This is a genomic window from Allobosea eneae (assembly GCF_042657265.1).
Lineage (GTDB): Bacteria > Pseudomonadota > Alphaproteobacteria > Rhizobiales > Beijerinckiaceae > Allobosea > Allobosea eneae.
This window is the reverse complement of sequence record NZ_JBHSLW010000073.1, coordinates 1-15,902: the sequence shown is the minus strand read 5'-3', so window position 1 is coordinate 15,902 and position 15,902 is coordinate 1. Positions and strand designations below refer to the sequence as shown.

The 15,902-nt window shown below is 61.4% G+C and carries 14 protein-coding genes and 2 pseudogenes; 7 read left to right on the top strand and 9 right to left on the bottom strand.

Going from position 1 to position 15,902, the window contains the following annotated elements; translation table 11 throughout:
* Positions 1-105: 105 nt before the first annotated feature.
* Positions 106-399: an antibiotic biosynthesis monooxygenase gene (locus tag ACFPOB_RS27540; protein WP_173048860.1), complete on the bottom strand. Its 294-nt coding sequence runs from the start codon at positions 397-399 to the stop codon at positions 106-108.
* Between the two features lie 221 nt (positions 400-620).
* Between ACFPOB_RS27540 and ACFPOB_RS27535 the strand changes: the two genes are divergently transcribed.
* Entirely contained in the window at positions 621-1,589 is a 969-nt protein-coding gene (locus ACFPOB_RS27535) for a GlxA family transcriptional regulator (RefSeq protein ID WP_377801453.1), read from the top strand.
* A 52-nt stretch (positions 1,590-1,641) separates the two neighbouring features.
* Here ACFPOB_RS27535 and ACFPOB_RS27530 read toward each other — a convergent pair.
* Positions 1,642-2,298: pseudogene (locus ACFPOB_RS27530) on the bottom strand (ParB/Srx family N-terminal domain-containing protein); the annotation flags it as partial.
* A gap of 98 nt (positions 2,299-2,396) precedes the next feature.
* Here ACFPOB_RS27530 and ACFPOB_RS27525 point away from each other — a divergent pair.
* Positions 2,397-4,082 carry an excinuclease ABC subunit UvrA gene (locus ACFPOB_RS27525; protein ID WP_377801452.1) on the top strand — a complete coding sequence of 562 codons (1,686 nt, stop codon included), beginning with the start codon at positions 2,397-2,399 and terminating at the stop codon, positions 4,080-4,082.
* Positions 4,083-4,387: 305 nt separating this feature from the next.
* Here the strand turns inward: ACFPOB_RS27525 and ACFPOB_RS27520 are convergent, their stop codons facing one another.
* From ACFPOB_RS27520 to ACFPOB_RS27505, 4 genes are all read right to left on the bottom strand, one after another.
* The gene (locus ACFPOB_RS27520; RefSeq protein WP_064311493.1) at positions 4,388-5,128 is read right to left on the bottom strand and encodes an SDR family oxidoreductase; all 741 of its coding nucleotides are present in this window, start codon (positions 5,126-5,128) and stop codon (positions 4,388-4,390) included.
* A 53-nt stretch (positions 5,129-5,181) separates the two neighbouring features.
* Positions 5,182-5,322 carry a hypothetical protein gene (locus ACFPOB_RS27515; protein WP_157105557.1) on the bottom strand — a complete coding sequence of 47 codons (141 nt, stop codon included), beginning with the start codon at positions 5,320-5,322 and terminating at the stop codon, positions 5,182-5,184.
* 10 nt (positions 5,323-5,332) lie between these two features.
* Positions 5,333-5,629, bottom strand: coding sequence for a putative quinol monooxygenase (locus tag ACFPOB_RS27510; RefSeq protein WP_064311494.1), 297 nt, complete (start codon positions 5,627-5,629; stop codon positions 5,333-5,335).
* A 71-nt stretch (positions 5,630-5,700) separates the two neighbouring features.
* Positions 5,701-6,495: a type 1 glutamine amidotransferase domain-containing protein gene (locus ACFPOB_RS27505; protein ID WP_076442296.1), complete on the bottom strand. Its 795-nt coding sequence runs from the start codon at positions 6,493-6,495 to the stop codon at positions 5,701-5,703.
* 113 nt (positions 6,496-6,608) lie between these two features.
* Between ACFPOB_RS27505 and ACFPOB_RS27500 the strand changes: the two genes are divergently transcribed.
* Entirely contained in the window at positions 6,609-7,544 is a 936-nt protein-coding gene (locus tag ACFPOB_RS27500; protein WP_377801451.1) for a LysR family transcriptional regulator, read from the top strand.
* Positions 7,545-7,612: 68 nt separating this feature from the next.
* Here the strand turns inward: ACFPOB_RS27500 and ACFPOB_RS27495 are convergent.
* Together ACFPOB_RS27495 and ACFPOB_RS27490 are read right to left on the bottom strand one after the other, a co-directional pair.
* Positions 7,613-8,370 (bottom strand): IS5 family transposase gene (locus ACFPOB_RS27495; protein WP_377801450.1). Its coding sequence is split into 2 segments (ribosomal slippage): positions 7,613-8,037 and positions 8,037-8,370, totalling 759 coding nucleotides; the frame shifts between segments, so codons are not numbered across the junction.
* A gap of 158 nt (positions 8,371-8,528) precedes the next feature.
* Positions 8,529-9,659 (bottom strand): iron-containing alcohol dehydrogenase, encoded by a 1,131-nt coding sequence (locus tag ACFPOB_RS27490; protein ID WP_310095351.1) that lies wholly within the window; start codon positions 9,657-9,659, stop codon positions 8,529-8,531.
* A gap of 100 nt (positions 9,660-9,759) precedes the next feature.
* Here ACFPOB_RS27490 and ACFPOB_RS27485 point away from each other — a divergent pair, with 100 nt between their 5' ends.
* From ACFPOB_RS27485 to ACFPOB_RS27475, 3 genes and pseudogenes are all read left to right on the top strand, one after another.
* Complete coding sequence (locus ACFPOB_RS27485; RefSeq protein ID WP_377801449.1) at positions 9,760-10,905, top strand: acyl-CoA dehydrogenase family protein; 1,146 nt, start codon at positions 9,760-9,762, stop codon at positions 10,903-10,905.
* Between the two features lie 69 nt (positions 10,906-10,974).
* A complete protein-coding gene (locus ACFPOB_RS27480; protein ID WP_377801448.1) occupies positions 10,975-12,114 on the top strand; it encodes a CaiB/BaiF CoA transferase family protein in 1,140 nt (379 codons plus the stop codon).
* 88 nt (positions 12,115-12,202) lie between these two features.
* A pseudogene (locus ACFPOB_RS27475) lies at positions 12,203-12,739 on the top strand (TetR/AcrR family transcriptional regulator); the annotation flags it as partial.
* Here ACFPOB_RS27475 and ACFPOB_RS27470 read toward each other — a convergent pair.
* Positions 12,628-14,487, bottom strand: a complete 1,860-nt coding sequence (locus tag ACFPOB_RS27470) for an AMP-binding protein (protein WP_377801454.1) — start codon at positions 14,485-14,487, stop codon at positions 12,628-12,630. The pseudogene ACFPOB_RS27475 and the gene ACFPOB_RS27470 sit on opposite strands and share 112 nt — an antisense overlap.
* A gap of 136 nt (positions 14,488-14,623) precedes the next feature.
* On the opposite strand from ACFPOB_RS27470, the gene ACFPOB_RS27465 reads away from it, so the two are divergent.
* The gene (locus tag ACFPOB_RS27465; protein ID WP_377801447.1) at positions 14,624-15,877 is read left to right on the top strand and encodes a CaiB/BaiF CoA transferase family protein; all 1,254 of its coding nucleotides are present in this window, start codon (positions 14,624-14,626) and stop codon (positions 15,875-15,877) included.
* The last annotated feature ends 25 nt before the right edge of the window (positions 15,878-15,902 follow it).

Below are 15,902 nucleotides of genomic sequence, written 5' to 3'. Positions count from 1 at the left end.
GAGTGGCTGGGGTCCACATCGCTCGCTCCAAGATGGCCTGAACAACCCCTTGGAATCACGAGTGCCCCAGTCGCTCAACCCTTTCGGGACGGGCTCTCAGTGATCCTACTTCACCGCCAAAGCATCCCAACGTTCAATCACGGGCGGTGTCGACAAGAGTTCGTCCGCATGCTGCATCAGAGCGGCAGCAATTGGGCCATTCAGGTGAGCGCCGCGATCTTCATCGGTCGCAAAAGCGTCAAAAATCGCGAAGCTTTGAGGCCCGAATTTCACGGCGTACCACACCGGCGTGCCGGTCTCCTCCTGCGCCAACGGCAATGCACCTTGAAGAAACGCTTCAAGATCCGCCTCTTTGCCGGCCTTCGCTTCCAGCCGAACATACAGCCCAAACTTAATCATACCTATCTCCTTATCAGACTTGGAATCTGCCCCGGCACGGATTGACAGCAACGATGATTGCCAAGAGTTGTTGTTGCAGACACCCGAGTGGCTCGACTCGCGCCTTTGTCGATACGCGCCTCAACCGAGAGCGGCCTTCGTCCCAAAGGCAGACACAACACTAATGGAGGTCAGCGCATCAGTCGCTTGGCATAAATGACAAATGTAGTACCATTCTCGCCATGAACATCGCGATCCTTGCCCTTGATGGGGCTTTCGACACCGGACTGGCCGCGTTCCAGGACACGCTGACCACAGCCGCCGAACTGGCGCCGACCTCAGAAAGCAAGTCGTTCAAGGCGACCGTTCTGAGCGTCCGGCACGGCGCGATGACTGCGCATGGCTTGGCCATACCTGCTGTGCCGGCAGTCGCCTCTTTTGCGCCTGATCTTGTGCTCGTGCCTGCGGTCGGCGCAAAGACCGAGGAGGCGCTGAGCACCACACTCCGCCATCCGGATTGCGCGAGCGCTGGCGTTCTGTTGCGCGCGTGGCATAAACGGGGCTCGACTATCGCAGCGGCATGTACAGGAACGTTCCTGCTAGCGGAGGCCGGCCTGTTGGATGGTCGGGCCGCGACGACGAGTTGGTGGCTGAGTCCGTTCTTTCGCTCCCGTTATCCGCGCGTGGATTTGGATCATCATCGCACCATCGTGCGGGCCGACAACATCGTTACGGCGGGGGCTGTGTTGGCCCATTTCGATCTGGCATTGTGGTTTATTCGACAGCGCAGCCCTGAACTTGCGGCGACGACAGCCCGCTACTTGATGCTCGACTCGCGTTCACCCCAGGCGACATACGCGATCCCGGATCACCTTCGACACACGGACGAGCTTGTCCAAGCTTTTGAGGTATGGGTGCGGACGAACCTTGATCGAGTTTTCTCGCTCCGAGACGCGGCGCAGTTCACTGGAGCAAGTACGCGAACCCTGTCGAGAAGAGTTCAAGCCGTGCTCGGACGATCACCACTGGCGTACCACCAGGATCTGCGGGTCGAACACGCGACCTATCTTCTGAGGACGACTCGATTGAGCGTCGATGAAATCGCTTCTCGGACCGGGTACGCTAATGGAACGACCCTTCGTGTGCTGCTTCGACGCAAAACCGGGCGTACCGCATCTGAGCTGCGCCGGCTTAGCGAGTTCGCCGACTAATCAGATCGCGCCTGAACCCTCCCGCGACATGACCGCATGTGGACGATGGCCCTTATAGTCCCAGGTCGCGTTTGCGGCCGAGGCTCCACTCGATGCCGCCGCCGGCTCGCGCGACGCCGGCGATGTGCTGGCCGAGCTTGCGATCGATCTCCCGCGACCACGGCACGAGCTGGAAGCCGAGCCCGTTGTCGATCATCGCGAACCGTCCGGACGACAGGGTGAGGCTTTGGCGATAAGTACCGGCGACGTGTTCGCCCGCCGCCGCCTTCAGGTGAGGCAGGCCGGTTTCGGCGGCGAGCTTGGAGCCGACGGCGTCCAACTCGCGGCGGCGGAGCGTGCCCCATCCGCGATTTTCCGCAAGCTCGCGGAAGCGTTCGTACTGGTCGGCGGGGTGAAGGTCTTCGCGGGTGACGTTCTCGTCTAGGCTGATCTCGGCCGGATCGTTCTGCGTGTCGATCACGCAGCGGATGGGCTCGGTCTTCTTGATCTGCTTGCGCTTGGCGCGCAACAACTGCGCCAGCCTCCGGCCTTCGCCGATGGTGACGAAATAGAAGCCGGTTTCCGCACCCTCGGCGTCAAGCTCCGGCTCCACAACCAGATTTTGCAGGAAGCCCTTGGCATGTATGCTCGCCGCCTTCGCCTCGATAGAGGCCTCGCTGTGCGGCGTCTTGCGGGCATTCCAGGGCGACTTCTTGAGCTTGTTGAGCGGGCCGCGATTGCCCGACCTGCGACGGCAAGCGCCTGAAGCGCGAAGTCCTGTCGGTCAAATTCGCCGGCGTCGACATTGCCGAGTTCGGCGACCTGACGGTGCTCAAGCTGAAGGACTTGCTGATGCCCGTCGCGCATGGCGCGTATGGGGCGGTCTCCGCCCCCTCAAAGGGCCATGTTCTGGAAAAAGCGGCCCGCGATGCAGCGGTCGAACAACGGGTTGCGGCGGGCGGCTCTGCGCACAAGAGCGCGCCCGACGTACGCCGCACGCCCAATCTCTCCGACGAGAAGCGGATCGCCGCCCAACGCCTTGCCTGCGAATTGATCGAGCGGCTAGAGCCGCTGATCGATCTTGGCCTTGGCTACATTTCGCTCGACCGCAGCACGCCGACGCTCTCCTCCGGAGAGCTGCAGCGCTTGCGGCTTGCCACGCAATTGTCGTCACAGCTTTTCGGCGTCGTCTATGTGCTTGACGAGCCTTCGGCAGGGTTGCACCCGGCAGATGGCGAAGCCTTGCTCACCATCCTCGAGCGTCTCAAGGCGGCGGGCAACTCCCTGTTCGTCGAACATGATCTCGACGTGATCCGCCGCGCGGAATGGCTCGTCGATGACGGGCCAGGAGCCGGGGAAAAGGGCGGTGAAGTCCTCTACAGCGGGCCGATAGAGGGGCTTGCCAACGTCGAGACTTCGATCACCCGCCGCTACCTGTTCGCAGAGCCGCTCCGCAGTGAGCGCACACCGCGCGATCCCAAGGCATGGCTAGGCCTGGAAGGGATCAGGCGGAACAATCTCCATGGTCTCGACGTCGAGTTTCCCATAGGCTGCTTCACCGCTGTCAACGGCGTTTCGGGATCGGGCAAATCCAGTCTTGTCAGTCAGGCGCTGCCCGAGCTCGTCACGGAACACCTCGGCGGCTCCCGCGTGGCCGAGGAGGAGGATATCGATCCGCTGCTCGATGTTGCGCAGAACGACACTGAAGGACGCATTGTCGCAGGCATGGAGCATGTTCGCAGGCTGGTGCGGGTCGATCAGAAACCGATCGGCCGCACGCCGCGCTCGAACCTATCCACCTACAGCGGCATGTTCGACCATGTGCGACGGATCTTCGCTGATACGCCGCTCGCCCGCCGGCGGCACTACAGCTCGGGAAGGTTCTCGTTCAACGTCGCGCAAGGCCGCTACCCTGTGTGCCAGGGCGAGGGATACGTCATGGTGGAGCTGCTGTTCCTGCCGAGCGTTTTTGCCCCGTGCTCGACCTGTCATGGCTCTCGCTACAACCCGCAAACGCTCGAAGTCGAATGGAACGGGCGCAATATCGCCCAGGTGCTCGAACTGACGGTCGACGATGCGTGCGATTTCTTCGCTGGCGACGCATCTGTGATGCGCTCCCTCGACGTGTTGCGGGAGATCGGTCTTGGCTATTTGAGGCTCGGTCAGCCGGCGACCGAGCTGTCTGGCGGGGAGGCGCAGCGCATCGAGCTGGCGACTGAACTGCAACGCGCTCAACGCGGCAACACGATCTACATCCTCGACGAGCCAACTTCGGGGCTTCACCCCTCCGATGGCGACCGGCTGATGCAACACCTGCAGGGCCTCGTAGACGCCGGCAATACCGTCATAGTCGTCGAGCATGACATGCGCGCCATCACACAGGCGGACTGGATCATCGACCTGGGACCGGGGGCCAGGGAAGATGGGGGCCGTATCGTTGCCAGCGGCGTCCCTGGCGTCGTTGCAGAAGCGGAAGGCAGTCTCACCGCCCGCTATCTCAAGGCGGCGCTGTAGGTCGTAAATCTGGCCGAAGCACGTTCGATCAGGTGCATCTCAACCACACGTTGGAATGGGTCGAATCTGGAAGCGGGAGCCGGCGATGTGTCACCGCGGTTGACGCGGCTTAGGGTTTGAGTGCCCGTCAGGTGCGCCGTGTTTGTGTGATACGCGACGTGGCGGACGGCCATCGCTGGCCATCCGCCACGCTTGCTTTGTGCGGACCTTCTCCAGGGAGAGGGCCCTTCGGCAAAGTAACGGACGAGCGGGCCGGTACGTTCCCCGTGAGGCGGAGCACACGCGGCCCCGCCTCCTCGCCGAAATCAGAACTGCTGTGCGGTCGGCCGGATGACGATCGCGTTGACGTCAACGTCATCAGGTTGTTCGACAGCGAACGCGATAGCACGCGCCACCGATGCCGCTGGGATGGCCTGCTTGTAGAAGTCGAGCACCGTCTCGGCTGCCGTGCCAGACGTCGTGAACTTCAAATCGCTTTCGACGGCTCCGGGCTCGATCGACGTGACACGGACCTTTTCACCCACCTCGTGGCGCAAGCCCTCGCTGATCGCGCTGACCGCGAACTTGGTACCGGAGTAGACCGTGCCGCCTGGTGCGAAGACCTTGATGCCGGCGACCGAGCTCAGGTTGATGATGTGGCCGCTGCCCTGCTCGAGAAAGCCGGGAAGGGCCGCCGCGATGCCGTAGAGCGTACCCTTCAGATTGACGTCGATCATCTGGTCCCACTCGTCGGTGTTGACCTCGGCCATCGGACGGATCGGCATCAGCCCTGCGTTGTTGATCAGCACGTCGAGGCGGCCGAAGTCGGCAATGATTGCGGCGACGACGGACTGGACCGCCGCCTTGTCGGTGACGTCGAGCGCGTAGCTACGTGCCGTGCCGCCGTTTGCGGCGATGTCCGCGACGACCTCGTCGAGCTTGTCCTTGCGCCGCGCGGCGATGGCCACCTTTGCGCCGCGTTCCGCGAGAAGCCGCGCGGTTTCTGCGCCGATGCCGGTGCTGCCGCCGGTAATGAGAATGACCTTGCCTTCGATACCCTGGGTCATGACTGTATTCCTTCAAGTCAGTTGTTGATTTTTCGCCGGATAGCGGCTCCGCCTCAGCGGTAACCGCGTGGATGAATGAGGCCCAAGAGTCCCACGCGGAGTGCAGGTGCCAACAGGCCGATCATCCGCAACTCCTCTCTGTAGAACGGTTGTGCCAGCAGCGCCGTACCCACCCATTCTTCAGGCTTGCCCATGGCACTACCCTCAGGTCGCCGACACGGGGTTGAGGACGAACGCGGCGCGCTCGGCCAGATCGCCGATCTGAGAGAGATAGTTCTGGAAGTGGGGCGTCTCGCGGTGGGCGGCGACCGCATCCGCGTCCGCGTACAGCTCGTCGAGCACGAAACGGTTCGGATCGCTCTGGTCCTGCCACAGATCGTAGCGCAAATTGCCCGGTTCGGCACGGCTCGGCTTTAGCATGGCGTCGAGCAGAGCGCGCAGGCGGTCGACGGTATCCGCACGGGCGGTAAGGACGGCGACGATCTTCACGTTGGCGGTCATGGCACCGTTCCTTGTCTTGGCTATATCCGAGGGAGGGCGCACCCTGAGCGCCCCGCCGGTCATCCTCGTACTCACGCAGCGGCGCGATCGAGGGCTTCGATCAACGCGTCGGCCATGGCCCGGTCCGATGCCGGATTCTGACCCGTGATCAGCTCCCGGTCCACGACGACATTCGAAGCGAAGTTCCTGTCGGTGACAGAGACGTCGCCACCGGCCGACCGCAGCGCCTTTTCCATGTCGAAGTAGAGCTCGCCCTCCAGCACCTGCTCCTCAGCGATCTTCTCCTCGCTCGCCGAAAAGACTGTCATGCGGTAGCCCGCGTAGATCCAGTCTCGCGCCAGGTCGGCCGCCCCGGCGTCATCGCCTTCCTCCAGCGCCTTGCGGAAGGCCGGAGCATCCTCGAGCGCGGCAACAACGACCACCGGTCCGTGGCAGAGGAGCGCGGTCGGCTTGTTCGCTGCGTGGAAGTGACGGAGGATCGTGCCCGCATCGCGGTCCACCATGAGGTCGACGATGGGCGCGTGACCTCCCGGCACGAACACGCCAGCAAAGCCGTCCAGACCCTCGTCGACGACCGATTTCAGCGTACGCACGTCGTTCATCGCCGGGTGGCTGGCAAAAAAGTCCTTGGCGCGCTGGAATGCCGTCTCATCGCCGCCAAAATGATCAACCGAAACGGAGACGGCGTCGATGTGCGGCTTGGCCCCATTGGGCGTGGCGAGAACAATATCATAGCCGGCGTCGAGCAGAGCCAGCGCGGGGACCGCCGTCTCGTTGAGATACTGACCGACCGTCGCGGTACCGCCGCCACGCAGACCGAGTTGTGTCGCGTTCGATCCAAGAACGAGAACCTGACCCTTGCTCATCTGAACCTCCATGTTCGCGGCGTCGATCACCGATGGACGCTAAATGGGCCTCGTTGACATATTCTAGAAGTTTATCTTTTTGATTTCAGATATAACGCTAACAGGATGACTGTATGCGCTACGATCTGAACCTGCTGCCGATCTTCGTCGCGTTGATGGAGGAGCGCAGCGTCACGCGGGCCGCCGAGCGCATGGGCATGACACAGCCCGCCCTGTCTAACGCCCTGTCGCGCCTACGACTGATGCTGAAGGACCAACTGTTCGTTCGTGAGCGCTACGGCATCCAGCCGACCCCGATCGCGCTCGAACTCTCACCGCTAATCGCCGAGGCACTCGCCCAGCTCGACGACGCGGTCCTCGGTCAGCAGGCCTTCGACCCCGCACAGGCCGAACGGCTCTTCACGATCGCGCCGAACGGCTATGTCGAGTTCGTCATCGTCCCCGCTGTCCTGGCGCGCCTGGAGAAGGTCGCGCCCGGCGTAAAGCTCCGCCTGACACCTTACGGCAACGATCTTGTGGAAACAGGCGTCGTGTCGGGCACGACGGCGCTCGTGCTGGGCCGCATCGTCGATCCGCCCGACAACCTCGTCGTCCAGCACCTGATGGACGAAGGGCTCGCCTGCGCCGTCCGCGCCGACCATCCGGCCATCGGCGATGCCATGACGCGCGAGCAGTTCGAGACGATGAAGCATGTCAACATCGTGCCGCCCGGACGGATGCGCGCCGGTTTGTTTCAGGCGCTGGCGCAGCAGCAGCTGAAGCGCGACGTCGCGATCTCCGTGACCAACTTCTTCGCGGCAGCCGAGATGGTAGCGGTGACCGACTATTGCGCCACCCTGCCCTCGCTCATCTGCCGACAGCTGATGCACGACCCCCGGCTGAAGGTCCTGCCCGCCCCGTTCGACCTCGGCAGCTTTCCTGTCGAGATGGCCTGGCACGTCCGTTACCGCCACGATCCCGCCCACCGCTGGCTACGGGCGCTGATCGGCGAAGTCATCACCGACTTCAAGGACAAGACGGCAGCAACAGCCATGACGTCGCCAACGTGATGGACTTCATTCGGCCGGGCGACGCCGGTTGAATTTCACAAACATTCCTTAGGGTCAGGACTCGTTGATCACAGCCAGAAGATGACGGTGGCAGCGAGGGCGATGGCGGAGAAGAAGGCCGTAGGGCAGCGACCGTAGCGGGTGGCGACGCGGCGCCAGTCTTTGAGGCGGCCGAACATGATCTCGATGCGGCTGCGGCGCCGATAGCGGCGCTTATCGTACCGGACGGGCTCGTTGCGCGACCTGCGGCCTGGGATGCAAGGCTGGATGCCCTTGGCCTGAAGAGCGTCCCTGAACCAGTCGGCGTCGTAGCCGCGGTCGCCGAGCAGCCACTGCGCTTTTGGCAGGTCGTCCAGCAGCGCGGCCGCACCGGTGTAGTCGCTGACCTGACCGGCGGTCATGAAGAAGCTCAAGGGGCGACCGTTCGCGTCGGCGACGGCATGGAGCTTGGTGTTCATGCCGCCTTTCGTGCGTCCGATCAGGCGGCCGAGATCCCCCTTTTTACCCGCAGGCTCGATGCCGTGCGGTGCGCCTTCAGGTAGGTCGCGTCGATCATCACCGTTTTGGGTTCGGCGCCCACCGCAGCCAGACCTTCCATGATGCGCGTGAACACGCCTGCCTCACCCCAGCGCTTCCAGCGGTAGTACAGCGTCTTGTGCCGGCCGTACGCGCCAGGAGCATCGCGCCAGCGCAGCCCGTTGCGGTTGACGAACACGATGCCGCTCAGCACCCGCCGGTCATCCACTCGAGGCTTGCCGTGGCTCTTCGGAAAGAACGGCCGCAGCCGCTCCATCTGCTCATCCGTTAGCCAAAACAGGTCGCTCATCCCGGTCTCCTCGCGGAGCCTGAATCAGATCGCAACGCTCATATCAATGGGTCCTGACCCTAAGGCCCCTGCAACGCATCGGGCGTCATGATCGCGGCCACGGGCTCGCGGCTTCACCATGTCCGCCTTACGGGGCGCACTCCAGCTACGCCCGCGCCTTAAAAGGACTCTTCCAGCATGCGGGCGTAATCTTCCGCCGTCGCGGGCTTAGGGTTTGTTGCGCTGGAGTGATCTGCCACTGCTGCATTAGCGATTTCTGAGAAAACAGCTTTGGGAACGCCCATGGCGGAAAGCGATCCGGGCATCCCAATTTTGGACACCAGTCCCCTCACCCATTCGGCAAGATCCGCGTCGTCGGGCAGTCCGAGTACCTGGCGAATTCGAGCATACTTCTCAGGCACGGCCGACGCATTGAAACGCAGGACGGCAGGCAGCAGCACAGCATTCAAAGTACCGTGGTGCAGCGACACCTCCTTCAGACCTCCCAGCGGATGCGACAGTGCATGGACCGCTCCGAGACCCTTCTGGAAGGTGAGGCCGCCTTGGAGCGCGGCCATCAGCATCTCGGAACGAGCTTCGAGATCGCTACCATCTGCGACTGCCCGTTCGATGTGAGCCACGGCCCTCGCCAAGCCGTCGAGAGCGATCGCCTCCGCCGGCGGATTATATCGGGGGCTGAGATAGGTTTCCAAGCAATGGGTAACAGCGTCCATGCCCGTAGCCGCGGTCAACCAGGCTGGCATCCCCACCGTCAGATCGGGATCGCAGATGGCGAGGCGCGGGATGAGGTGTGGCGAGATAAAGCCAAGCTTGCGACCGTCATCGAGCGTGATCAGGGCTGCGCGCCCGACCTCCGAGCCCGTCCCCGCGGTCGTCGGAATTGCGATGACCGGAGCCACTCGCGCAGTAATTTTGGGTATGCCACCGAGAATCGCCGCGAAGGTCTCCAGCGGCTCATTGTGGGTTGCCAGAAGCGCCACACCCTTGGCCAGATCGATAGGCGACCCACCGCCAATCGCGATGAGGCCATCGCAATCATTGGCGGAATACTCACTAAGCGCGGAGCGAACAGCAGCCTCGGTGGGGTTTGACGGCGTATCGGCGAACACCGGAGCAGACGTGATCGAAGGAGCGGCCGTTCCGACCTTGTCCAGCAAGCCCGCTGCGACAACACCGCGATCGGCGATGAGAAGGGGGCGCTTGATACCTAGGTTGGCTAGTTCCGCCTCGAGGCTGGAGAGCTCGCCAAAGCCAAATTTGACGTTCGTCAGATAGGTGATGAGCGACATGGCCCCTCCTCGATTTGCAAACTCGAAACCCAAAAGGGCTTGCCTTAACAGATACTATCCAGATAGTATGTTAAGATCAAGCGTTCCTCGAAATGGGATGATGGACAAAATGATGGACCGGGAGAGCTATGAGACATTCCGCGACGGCCTCCGCCGCTTGGCAGGAGCCCGGATTGAGCCGAATGCAGCGCGCTTTGATTCTGAGGCGCGTTTTCCCGAGGAATCCCTTCATGCGTTCAAGGAGCTCGGTCTTGTATCGCTGGCGTTTCCGGAGAACGACGGTGGTCAAGGCGGGGACGTTCTGTCTCAGGTGATCGCGCTTGAAGAACTTGGTCGGGTCTGCGCAACGTCCTCGCTAACGCTGATGGTGATCTGGGCTGGCTTGGTGCCGATCTCCAAGCACGGATCCCAAAAACTTCGCGATGAGGTTATTCGCCCTGCTATGAGTGGCGACACCGTCGCGTCCATCTGCCTCACGGAGCCAGCCGGTGGCTCAAACTTGTTCGGCCTCAAGACAAAAGCCGAGAAGCAAGCCGATGGCTGGGTCCTCAACGGCCAGAAGCGCTACATCACCAATGCCACGAGGTCCGACTGGTACACGGTCCTCGCGCGAACCGGTGAGAAGACCCTGGGCCTCTTCGCAGTTCACAAGGACGACTCTGGTCTTGTTCTAGGGGCTCGCGAAAAGAAAATGGGCATCAAGGGCAGCCCTACCGCCGACGTGACGTTTGAGAACTGCCGCATTCCTGCTCATCGCGCGATCGGCGATCCCAACCAAGGGCATCGGTACATCACCGATTCGCTGACCTGGACCCGAGCACTGATCGGCGGCCAAGCACTCGGAATTGCGCAAGGGGCGCTCGATCAGGCGGTGAAGTACACGTCGGAGCGCGAACAGTTCGGCGAAACGCTTTCGCGCTTCCAAATGGTCAGAGCCAAGATCGCCGATATGGCAACCAAGGTCGAAGCGGGGCGCGCACTGCTCTATAGCGCGTGCGCCGCCATCGATAACGGCTCTGCCGACGCCCGGGCGCTGGCTTCCATGGCTAAGCTCTTCTGCAGCGACTCTGCCATGGAAGTTACGACGGAGGCGGTCCAGCTTCACGGCGGCTCGGGCTATCTCGCCGACTTCCCCGTCGAACGGATGATGAGGGATGCGAAGATCACCCAGATTTACGAGGGCGTGAACGAGATCCAGCGGTTGATCATCGCGAAGCATGTCTACGATCGGGCGGGAGCGCGATAGCGCACATTTCCAAGCTCTTCCGTCCTTTAGCGGCGCCGGGCTAGCGCGGCGCCTGGGAGTTAAGTCGCCATGGTCTCCCCGAATACCCCCAGCCTGCAGGGCATCAGGGTTCTTGATCTGTCGAGGCTCGCGCCTGGCCCCTATGCGTCGATGATCCTTGGGGACATGGGCGCGGAAGTTGTTGTGGTCGGGGGCGGGCCGGGTAGTCTGCCCATTCCCGCCTTCGCTCGGGGCAAAGCGCTCATAAATCTGGATCTGAAATCTGGTCTTGGTCGAGAGGCTTTGCTGCGGCTTGTCACGACATCGGACGTCCTGATCGAAGGGTACCGCCCGGGTGTCACGTCACGGCTAGGCATCGACTACGACACATTGAAGAAAACCAACCCTCGCTTGGTCTACTGCTCCTTGACTGGTTACGGCCAAGACGGCCCTCTTTCGCAGGAGGCTGGCCACGACATCAATTATGTGGCGCTGTCTGGGGCTCTCGGCGCATTCGGCCCGGTGGGCGATGTGCCGAGTTTCCCCCTAAACCTTCTGGCAGACTTTGCGGGTGGCAGCCTGTTCGCTGTCATTGGAATTCTGTCCGCCCTTTACGCGCGGGGGCACAGTGGTCAGGGCCAGCATATCGATGCCGCGATGGTAGATGGTTGCTTGTCGCTTATGGCGATGCACTTCGCGGATTGGGGTAAACCAGTGCTACAGTCGCGTGGAGATGGCCTGGTTGCCGGCTCTTCTCCCTACTATCGCTGTTATGCTTGCTCAGATGGGAAGTTCGTCGCAATCGGACCTCTGGAACGTCGCTTCTTTGAGAATCTCTGGAACGGCCTCGGATTTCTCGATCCCGCTCCCCCTCAATTTGATCGAGGGGCTTGGCCGGAGATGGCCGACCGCTTTGCTGCTGCGTTCGCCACGCGTCCGCGCGACGAATGGGTGAGCCACTTTGCAGGCAAGGACGCCTGCGTGTCCCCGGTCCTGGATCCAGAGGAAGCCGTCGATCATCCTCACAATCGCGGCCGCCACGCCACGTTTGGACGCGAGGCTCCGGTTCGAGCGCCGATAATGCAAGGACTTGAAGGTGCTCCCCGAGAGATCGACCTAACTGACAAAACCACCCAGGTTCTGTCCGAGATTGGTTTTTCCGCCGAGCAGATCAAAGCTGCGCGCGGCGGAAATGCCCCCATTTCCGGTCTTGCCTGGCCGCCGTTTTGATGCCGGCGGAGAAAAAATGTAAGGCAGTTGAATTCGGCCTGATAATTAGTCCCATGGTCAATGCGAGCGAAGCTTCAAGGCGAACGGTATGACCGGAACCTCAGCCCAAAAAGTGAATAAGAAGGCGCTCCTTCGCGAAGAAAGCATCTATCGGCTTACCCAAGCCGCGTTTCGTATCGTCGTTTCGAAAGGCTATCAGGCGTGCACCCTCCAGGAGATAGCCGAAGCGGCGGGACTCACCAAAGGAGCGGTATATTTCTACTTTGAGAGCAAAGAGAATCTGCTTCTGCATCTCTTGGATGTCGCTGAGAAGGATATCGTCGATCCGCTTTTCGATCATCTCAAGAATCTTTCAGCCCCAGCTGCTGAAAAGATTGCTGCCTTCTTCAAATTCACATCTCGGCAGGGCATCGATAGACCTGATGAGCTCTTATGCTTGATCAAGATGTCGATCGAGAGCCGCAGCTCCACCGAAGTGGCAGATGTGAAAATATCGGCTATCTATCAGCGCATCTACCGAATGCTCGAAGAGATTATCGAGCGAGGAAAGCTCGCGGGCGAACTCGCGACGACGCTACCCACGAAGGAGTTCGCCATGCTCGTCGTCGCGACGCACGATGGCATGATGCTGGAGTGGCACCGTCGCGGCGGGAATATTGACGGTCGGCTGTTCGTGCGGACCGTCTGGCAGACGTTTCTCAACGGGATCGTGCCCCCTCCTCCGGTTGATCCCCATCTTCGCCCTTGCGTCCTTTTTGCTGACCGCTCTTGAACCAGCTGCTTGAGCCTGATTCCGACTTGATGCCTGTCCCAGGTGTGAACGCCGACACCGCCATCCCGAAGCTCACGTTTTTTCAGCTTGTTCGTCGGCGTGCGGGGCAACGAAGGCATGATCTCGATATAGCGCGGTACCATGAAGTGCGGCAGCCGGGCAGCCAGGAATGCCAGGATGTCCGCCGGTTCGAAGGCGCGGTCGAGAGCGACACAGAGCTTGATATCGTCATCGCCTTCCATTCCCGAAGGAACGCCGACGGCCGCGGCTTCGCGGACCCCGGTAAGCTGCAGCGCTGCAGCTTCGATCTCATACGATGAGATGTTTTCTGCTCGCCGCCGAATGCGATCCTTGATGCGATCGAGGATGAAAAAATACCCGTCATCGTCGCGCCATCCAGCGTCACCTGTGTGGAACCAGAGATTGCGCCAAGCCTCGACCGTCGCCTCAGGCGCTCCGAGATAGCCCGCGAAACTGGTCCAGGGGAGCCTGGGTCTCACGACTATCTCTCCGGTCTCGCCGGGGCGGAGCTCTCTGTCCGTCTCCGGGTTGACGATCCGCACATCGAACCAATCGTCCATTGGCTTTCCGCAGGATCCGAGGGGATGCCCGCCGTCAAAAGACGTCCAGCATGGGCAGGTCACCTCCGTCATCCCCCACATTTCGATGCCCCTCAGGTCAAACCGCTGCTCAAACGCGCGACCGATGGATTTCGGCAGCGGGCAGCACATCAAACGCCGAAGCCGGTGATTTCGATCGTCTGCTGCAGGGGCGGTTGCATGGATCATTTCGATCATGGGGCCGTGAGCGATGCCCACCGTTGCTCCAACGCGTCTTATCGTGGCCAACCAAGCTTCAGCATCGAATTTTCGATCCAGCACAAGGTGTCCGCCGGCTATGAATGTCGCGAGTACTCCCATGAACTTGCCGGCGATGTGATGAAGAGGATGCGCATTGTAGTACACGTCATCCGCAGAGAGCCTCGTGTTGACAATCACCTGGTGGGCGAGCAGGCAGACCTGTGCATTTGGCAGCAGCACCGCCTTAGACGGGCCCGTCGTACCTGACGTGAACATCACGACTGCGGGGTCTTGCGGCTCGACCTGGCGGGTCGGTAAGGGCCGTCGGGCTTCGACAATCTCTTCATACCGCGCGAATTGCAGGTGGTGGCCGTCGTCAGGCGCTTCACTCGATCCAACGAGGATAACGTGCGTCAGAAAGCGAAGCTGTTCGCGAACCTCGAGGAGGCTGTCGAGGAGCCTTGTGTCGACTAGCGCCACTTTCGGCTGCGTGGTGGCGAGCACATGGGTAAGCAGCTCGCCGCGGTAGGCGGAGTTGACCGTGACGTCGACCGCGCCAATGAGGCTGGCGGCCATCCAGCCATGGAGCGCGGGGATGCCGTTGGGACAAAGCACCGCGACCGTGTTTCCGACTGCGACTCCACACTCCGAGTAAAAGTGAGCAAGCGCCGACGCACGCTCAATGAACCGGCCATAAGTTTCGGTGGGTCCGCCAATCTCGCTGACAAATGGAAAAGCGGGAGATGACGCAAGCCGCCGGAGGGCTACTTCGCGGACCGTCCACCTATCAGGCGTCAGCATATCCAAGAGCGATCCGTTCATAGCTTCCTCCAAACGTTCTTCTTTTTCGCCCGTTTGATCCACCGGTCACAAGCCGGTTGCAAACTCAAAAAATATTACATACTATCCGGCTAGTATTCTTAGGACAGGCACTCTGATGACGCAAGCTAGCCCGCCATTGCCAACGTCCCGCGGCGCGCTTTCCGGAGTTCGCGTAATCGAGCTCGGCATGGTGATGCAAGTCCCGCTCGCTGGCCAGATGCTCGGCGACTATGGGGCCGATGTTATCAAAGTGGAGCGCCTGTCCCCTGGCGAAATTCTTCGGACGCTCGATCCGGTAGCCAACGAGAAGGGTGGCATCAGCTGCTATTATGCGGCGCTGTGCCGGAACAAGCGAAGCTTGGCCCTCGACATCAAATCTGAAGAAGGCCGCGATCTGCTTCTTCGCCTGATCGACAGTGCGGACGTCCTTCTTCACAACTTTCGTCCCGGAGTGATGGAGCGTCTCGGACTTTCGTTCGAGGACCTCGAAAAGCGGAACCCGCGCCTGATCTATGCCGTCGGCTACGCCTTCGGAGCCACAGGTCCGATGGCGAAAATGCCCGGCCAGGACATGCTGGCGCAGTCTTATAGCGGCTTCGCAATGAGCGGGGTCGAGGAAAGCGCAGTTCCCCAAATCACGAACACACCCATCATCGATTACATGACCGCCTTATCCCTGACCCAAGGCATCTTGGCCGCGCTGGTCGAACGATCCTCGTCCGGGCGGGGGCAGAAGATCGAAACATCGCTCCTCGATGTGGCCTTCGCCGCGCAAGTGCTGGAGCAGTCGAGCATCGCGATGCACAGCCAGCGCACGAGCTGGGTCAAGCAGTCGATGCGCTTTAAGACCACCGACGGGTGGCTCGTTGTGCTGACCCTCTTCCGCGACAACCCGCTAAGGGGGTTGTGCGCTGCTTTCGATGTGCTGGATTTCAGCGGGCAGCCAAAGTTCGCGACACGCGATCTCCAAGTCAAAAACATCGCAGAAATAGAGGAGTACTTTCGACCGCTCGTGGCCGAGTTTTCGACCGCCGAGTGCGTTGAAAGGTTGTCAGGCCAGGACATCCTGTGCTCGCCGATCAATACACTGGAGCAAGCCGCTGCGTCCCCGCAGATCCGCAACAACGGAATGGTTTGGTCGGTCCCCGTTTCCGGGTACGGCGACGTCGCACTTGCGGGCAACCCGGTCAAACTTTCGCGCACACCTCCTGAGCTCAGGATTTCGCCTGCGGAACTGGGTGCGCATGCCAGTGAAATTCTCGGCGAAATTGGGGTGGGCGAGGAAGAGTTCAGCTCCCTGAGAGTCCGTCCCGGAACTCATGACGCTCGCGCGATGCGGCGGATAAGAACCATGGCGGCGGCTGCGTAGAGGAAGGCCGTCGCGGAGGCGATGG

What these genes read in the sequence shown, in the direction of transcription:
- ACFPOB_RS27465 (WP_377801447.1), top strand. Translation starts at nt 14,624, where the DNA reads ATGACGCAAGCTAGCCCGCCATTGCCAACGTCCCGCGGCGCGCTTTCC.
- ACFPOB_RS27520 (WP_064311493.1), bottom strand. Translation starts at nt 5,128, where the DNA reads ATGACCCAGGGTATCGAAGGCAAGGTCATTCTCATTACCGGCGGCAGC.
- ACFPOB_RS27470 (WP_377801454.1), bottom strand. Translation starts at nt 14,487, where the DNA reads ATGCTGACGCCTGATAGGTGGACGGTCCGCGAAGTAGCCCTCCGGCGG.
- ACFPOB_RS27515 (WP_157105557.1), bottom strand. Translation starts at nt 5,322, where the DNA reads ATGGGCAAGCCTGAAGAATGGGTGGGTACGGCGCTGCTGGCACAACCG.
- ACFPOB_RS27535 (WP_377801453.1), top strand. Translation starts at nt 621, where the DNA reads ATGAACATCGCGATCCTTGCCCTTGATGGGGCTTTCGACACCGGACTG.
- ACFPOB_RS27540 (WP_173048860.1), bottom strand. Translation starts at nt 399, where the DNA reads ATGATTAAGTTTGGGCTGTATGTTCGGCTGGAAGCGAAGGCCGGCAAA.
- ACFPOB_RS27500 (WP_377801451.1), top strand. Translation starts at nt 6,609, where the DNA reads ATGCGCTACGATCTGAACCTGCTGCCGATCTTCGTCGCGTTGATGGAG.
- ACFPOB_RS27490 (WP_310095351.1), bottom strand. Translation starts at nt 9,659, where the DNA reads ATGTCGCTCATCACCTATCTGACGAACGTCAAATTTGGCTTTGGCGAG.
- ACFPOB_RS27505 (WP_076442296.1), bottom strand. Translation starts at nt 6,495, where the DNA reads ATGAGCAAGGGTCAGGTTCTCGTTCTTGGATCGAACGCGACACAACTC.
- ACFPOB_RS27510 (WP_064311494.1), bottom strand. Translation starts at nt 5,629, where the DNA reads ATGACCGCCAACGTGAAGATCGTCGCCGTCCTTACCGCCCGTGCGGAT.
- ACFPOB_RS27480 (WP_377801448.1), top strand. Translation starts at nt 10,975, where the DNA reads ATGGTCTCCCCGAATACCCCCAGCCTGCAGGGCATCAGGGTTCTTGAT.
- ACFPOB_RS27485 (WP_377801449.1), top strand. Translation starts at nt 9,760, where the DNA reads ATGGACAAAATGATGGACCGGGAGAGCTATGAGACATTCCGCGACGGC.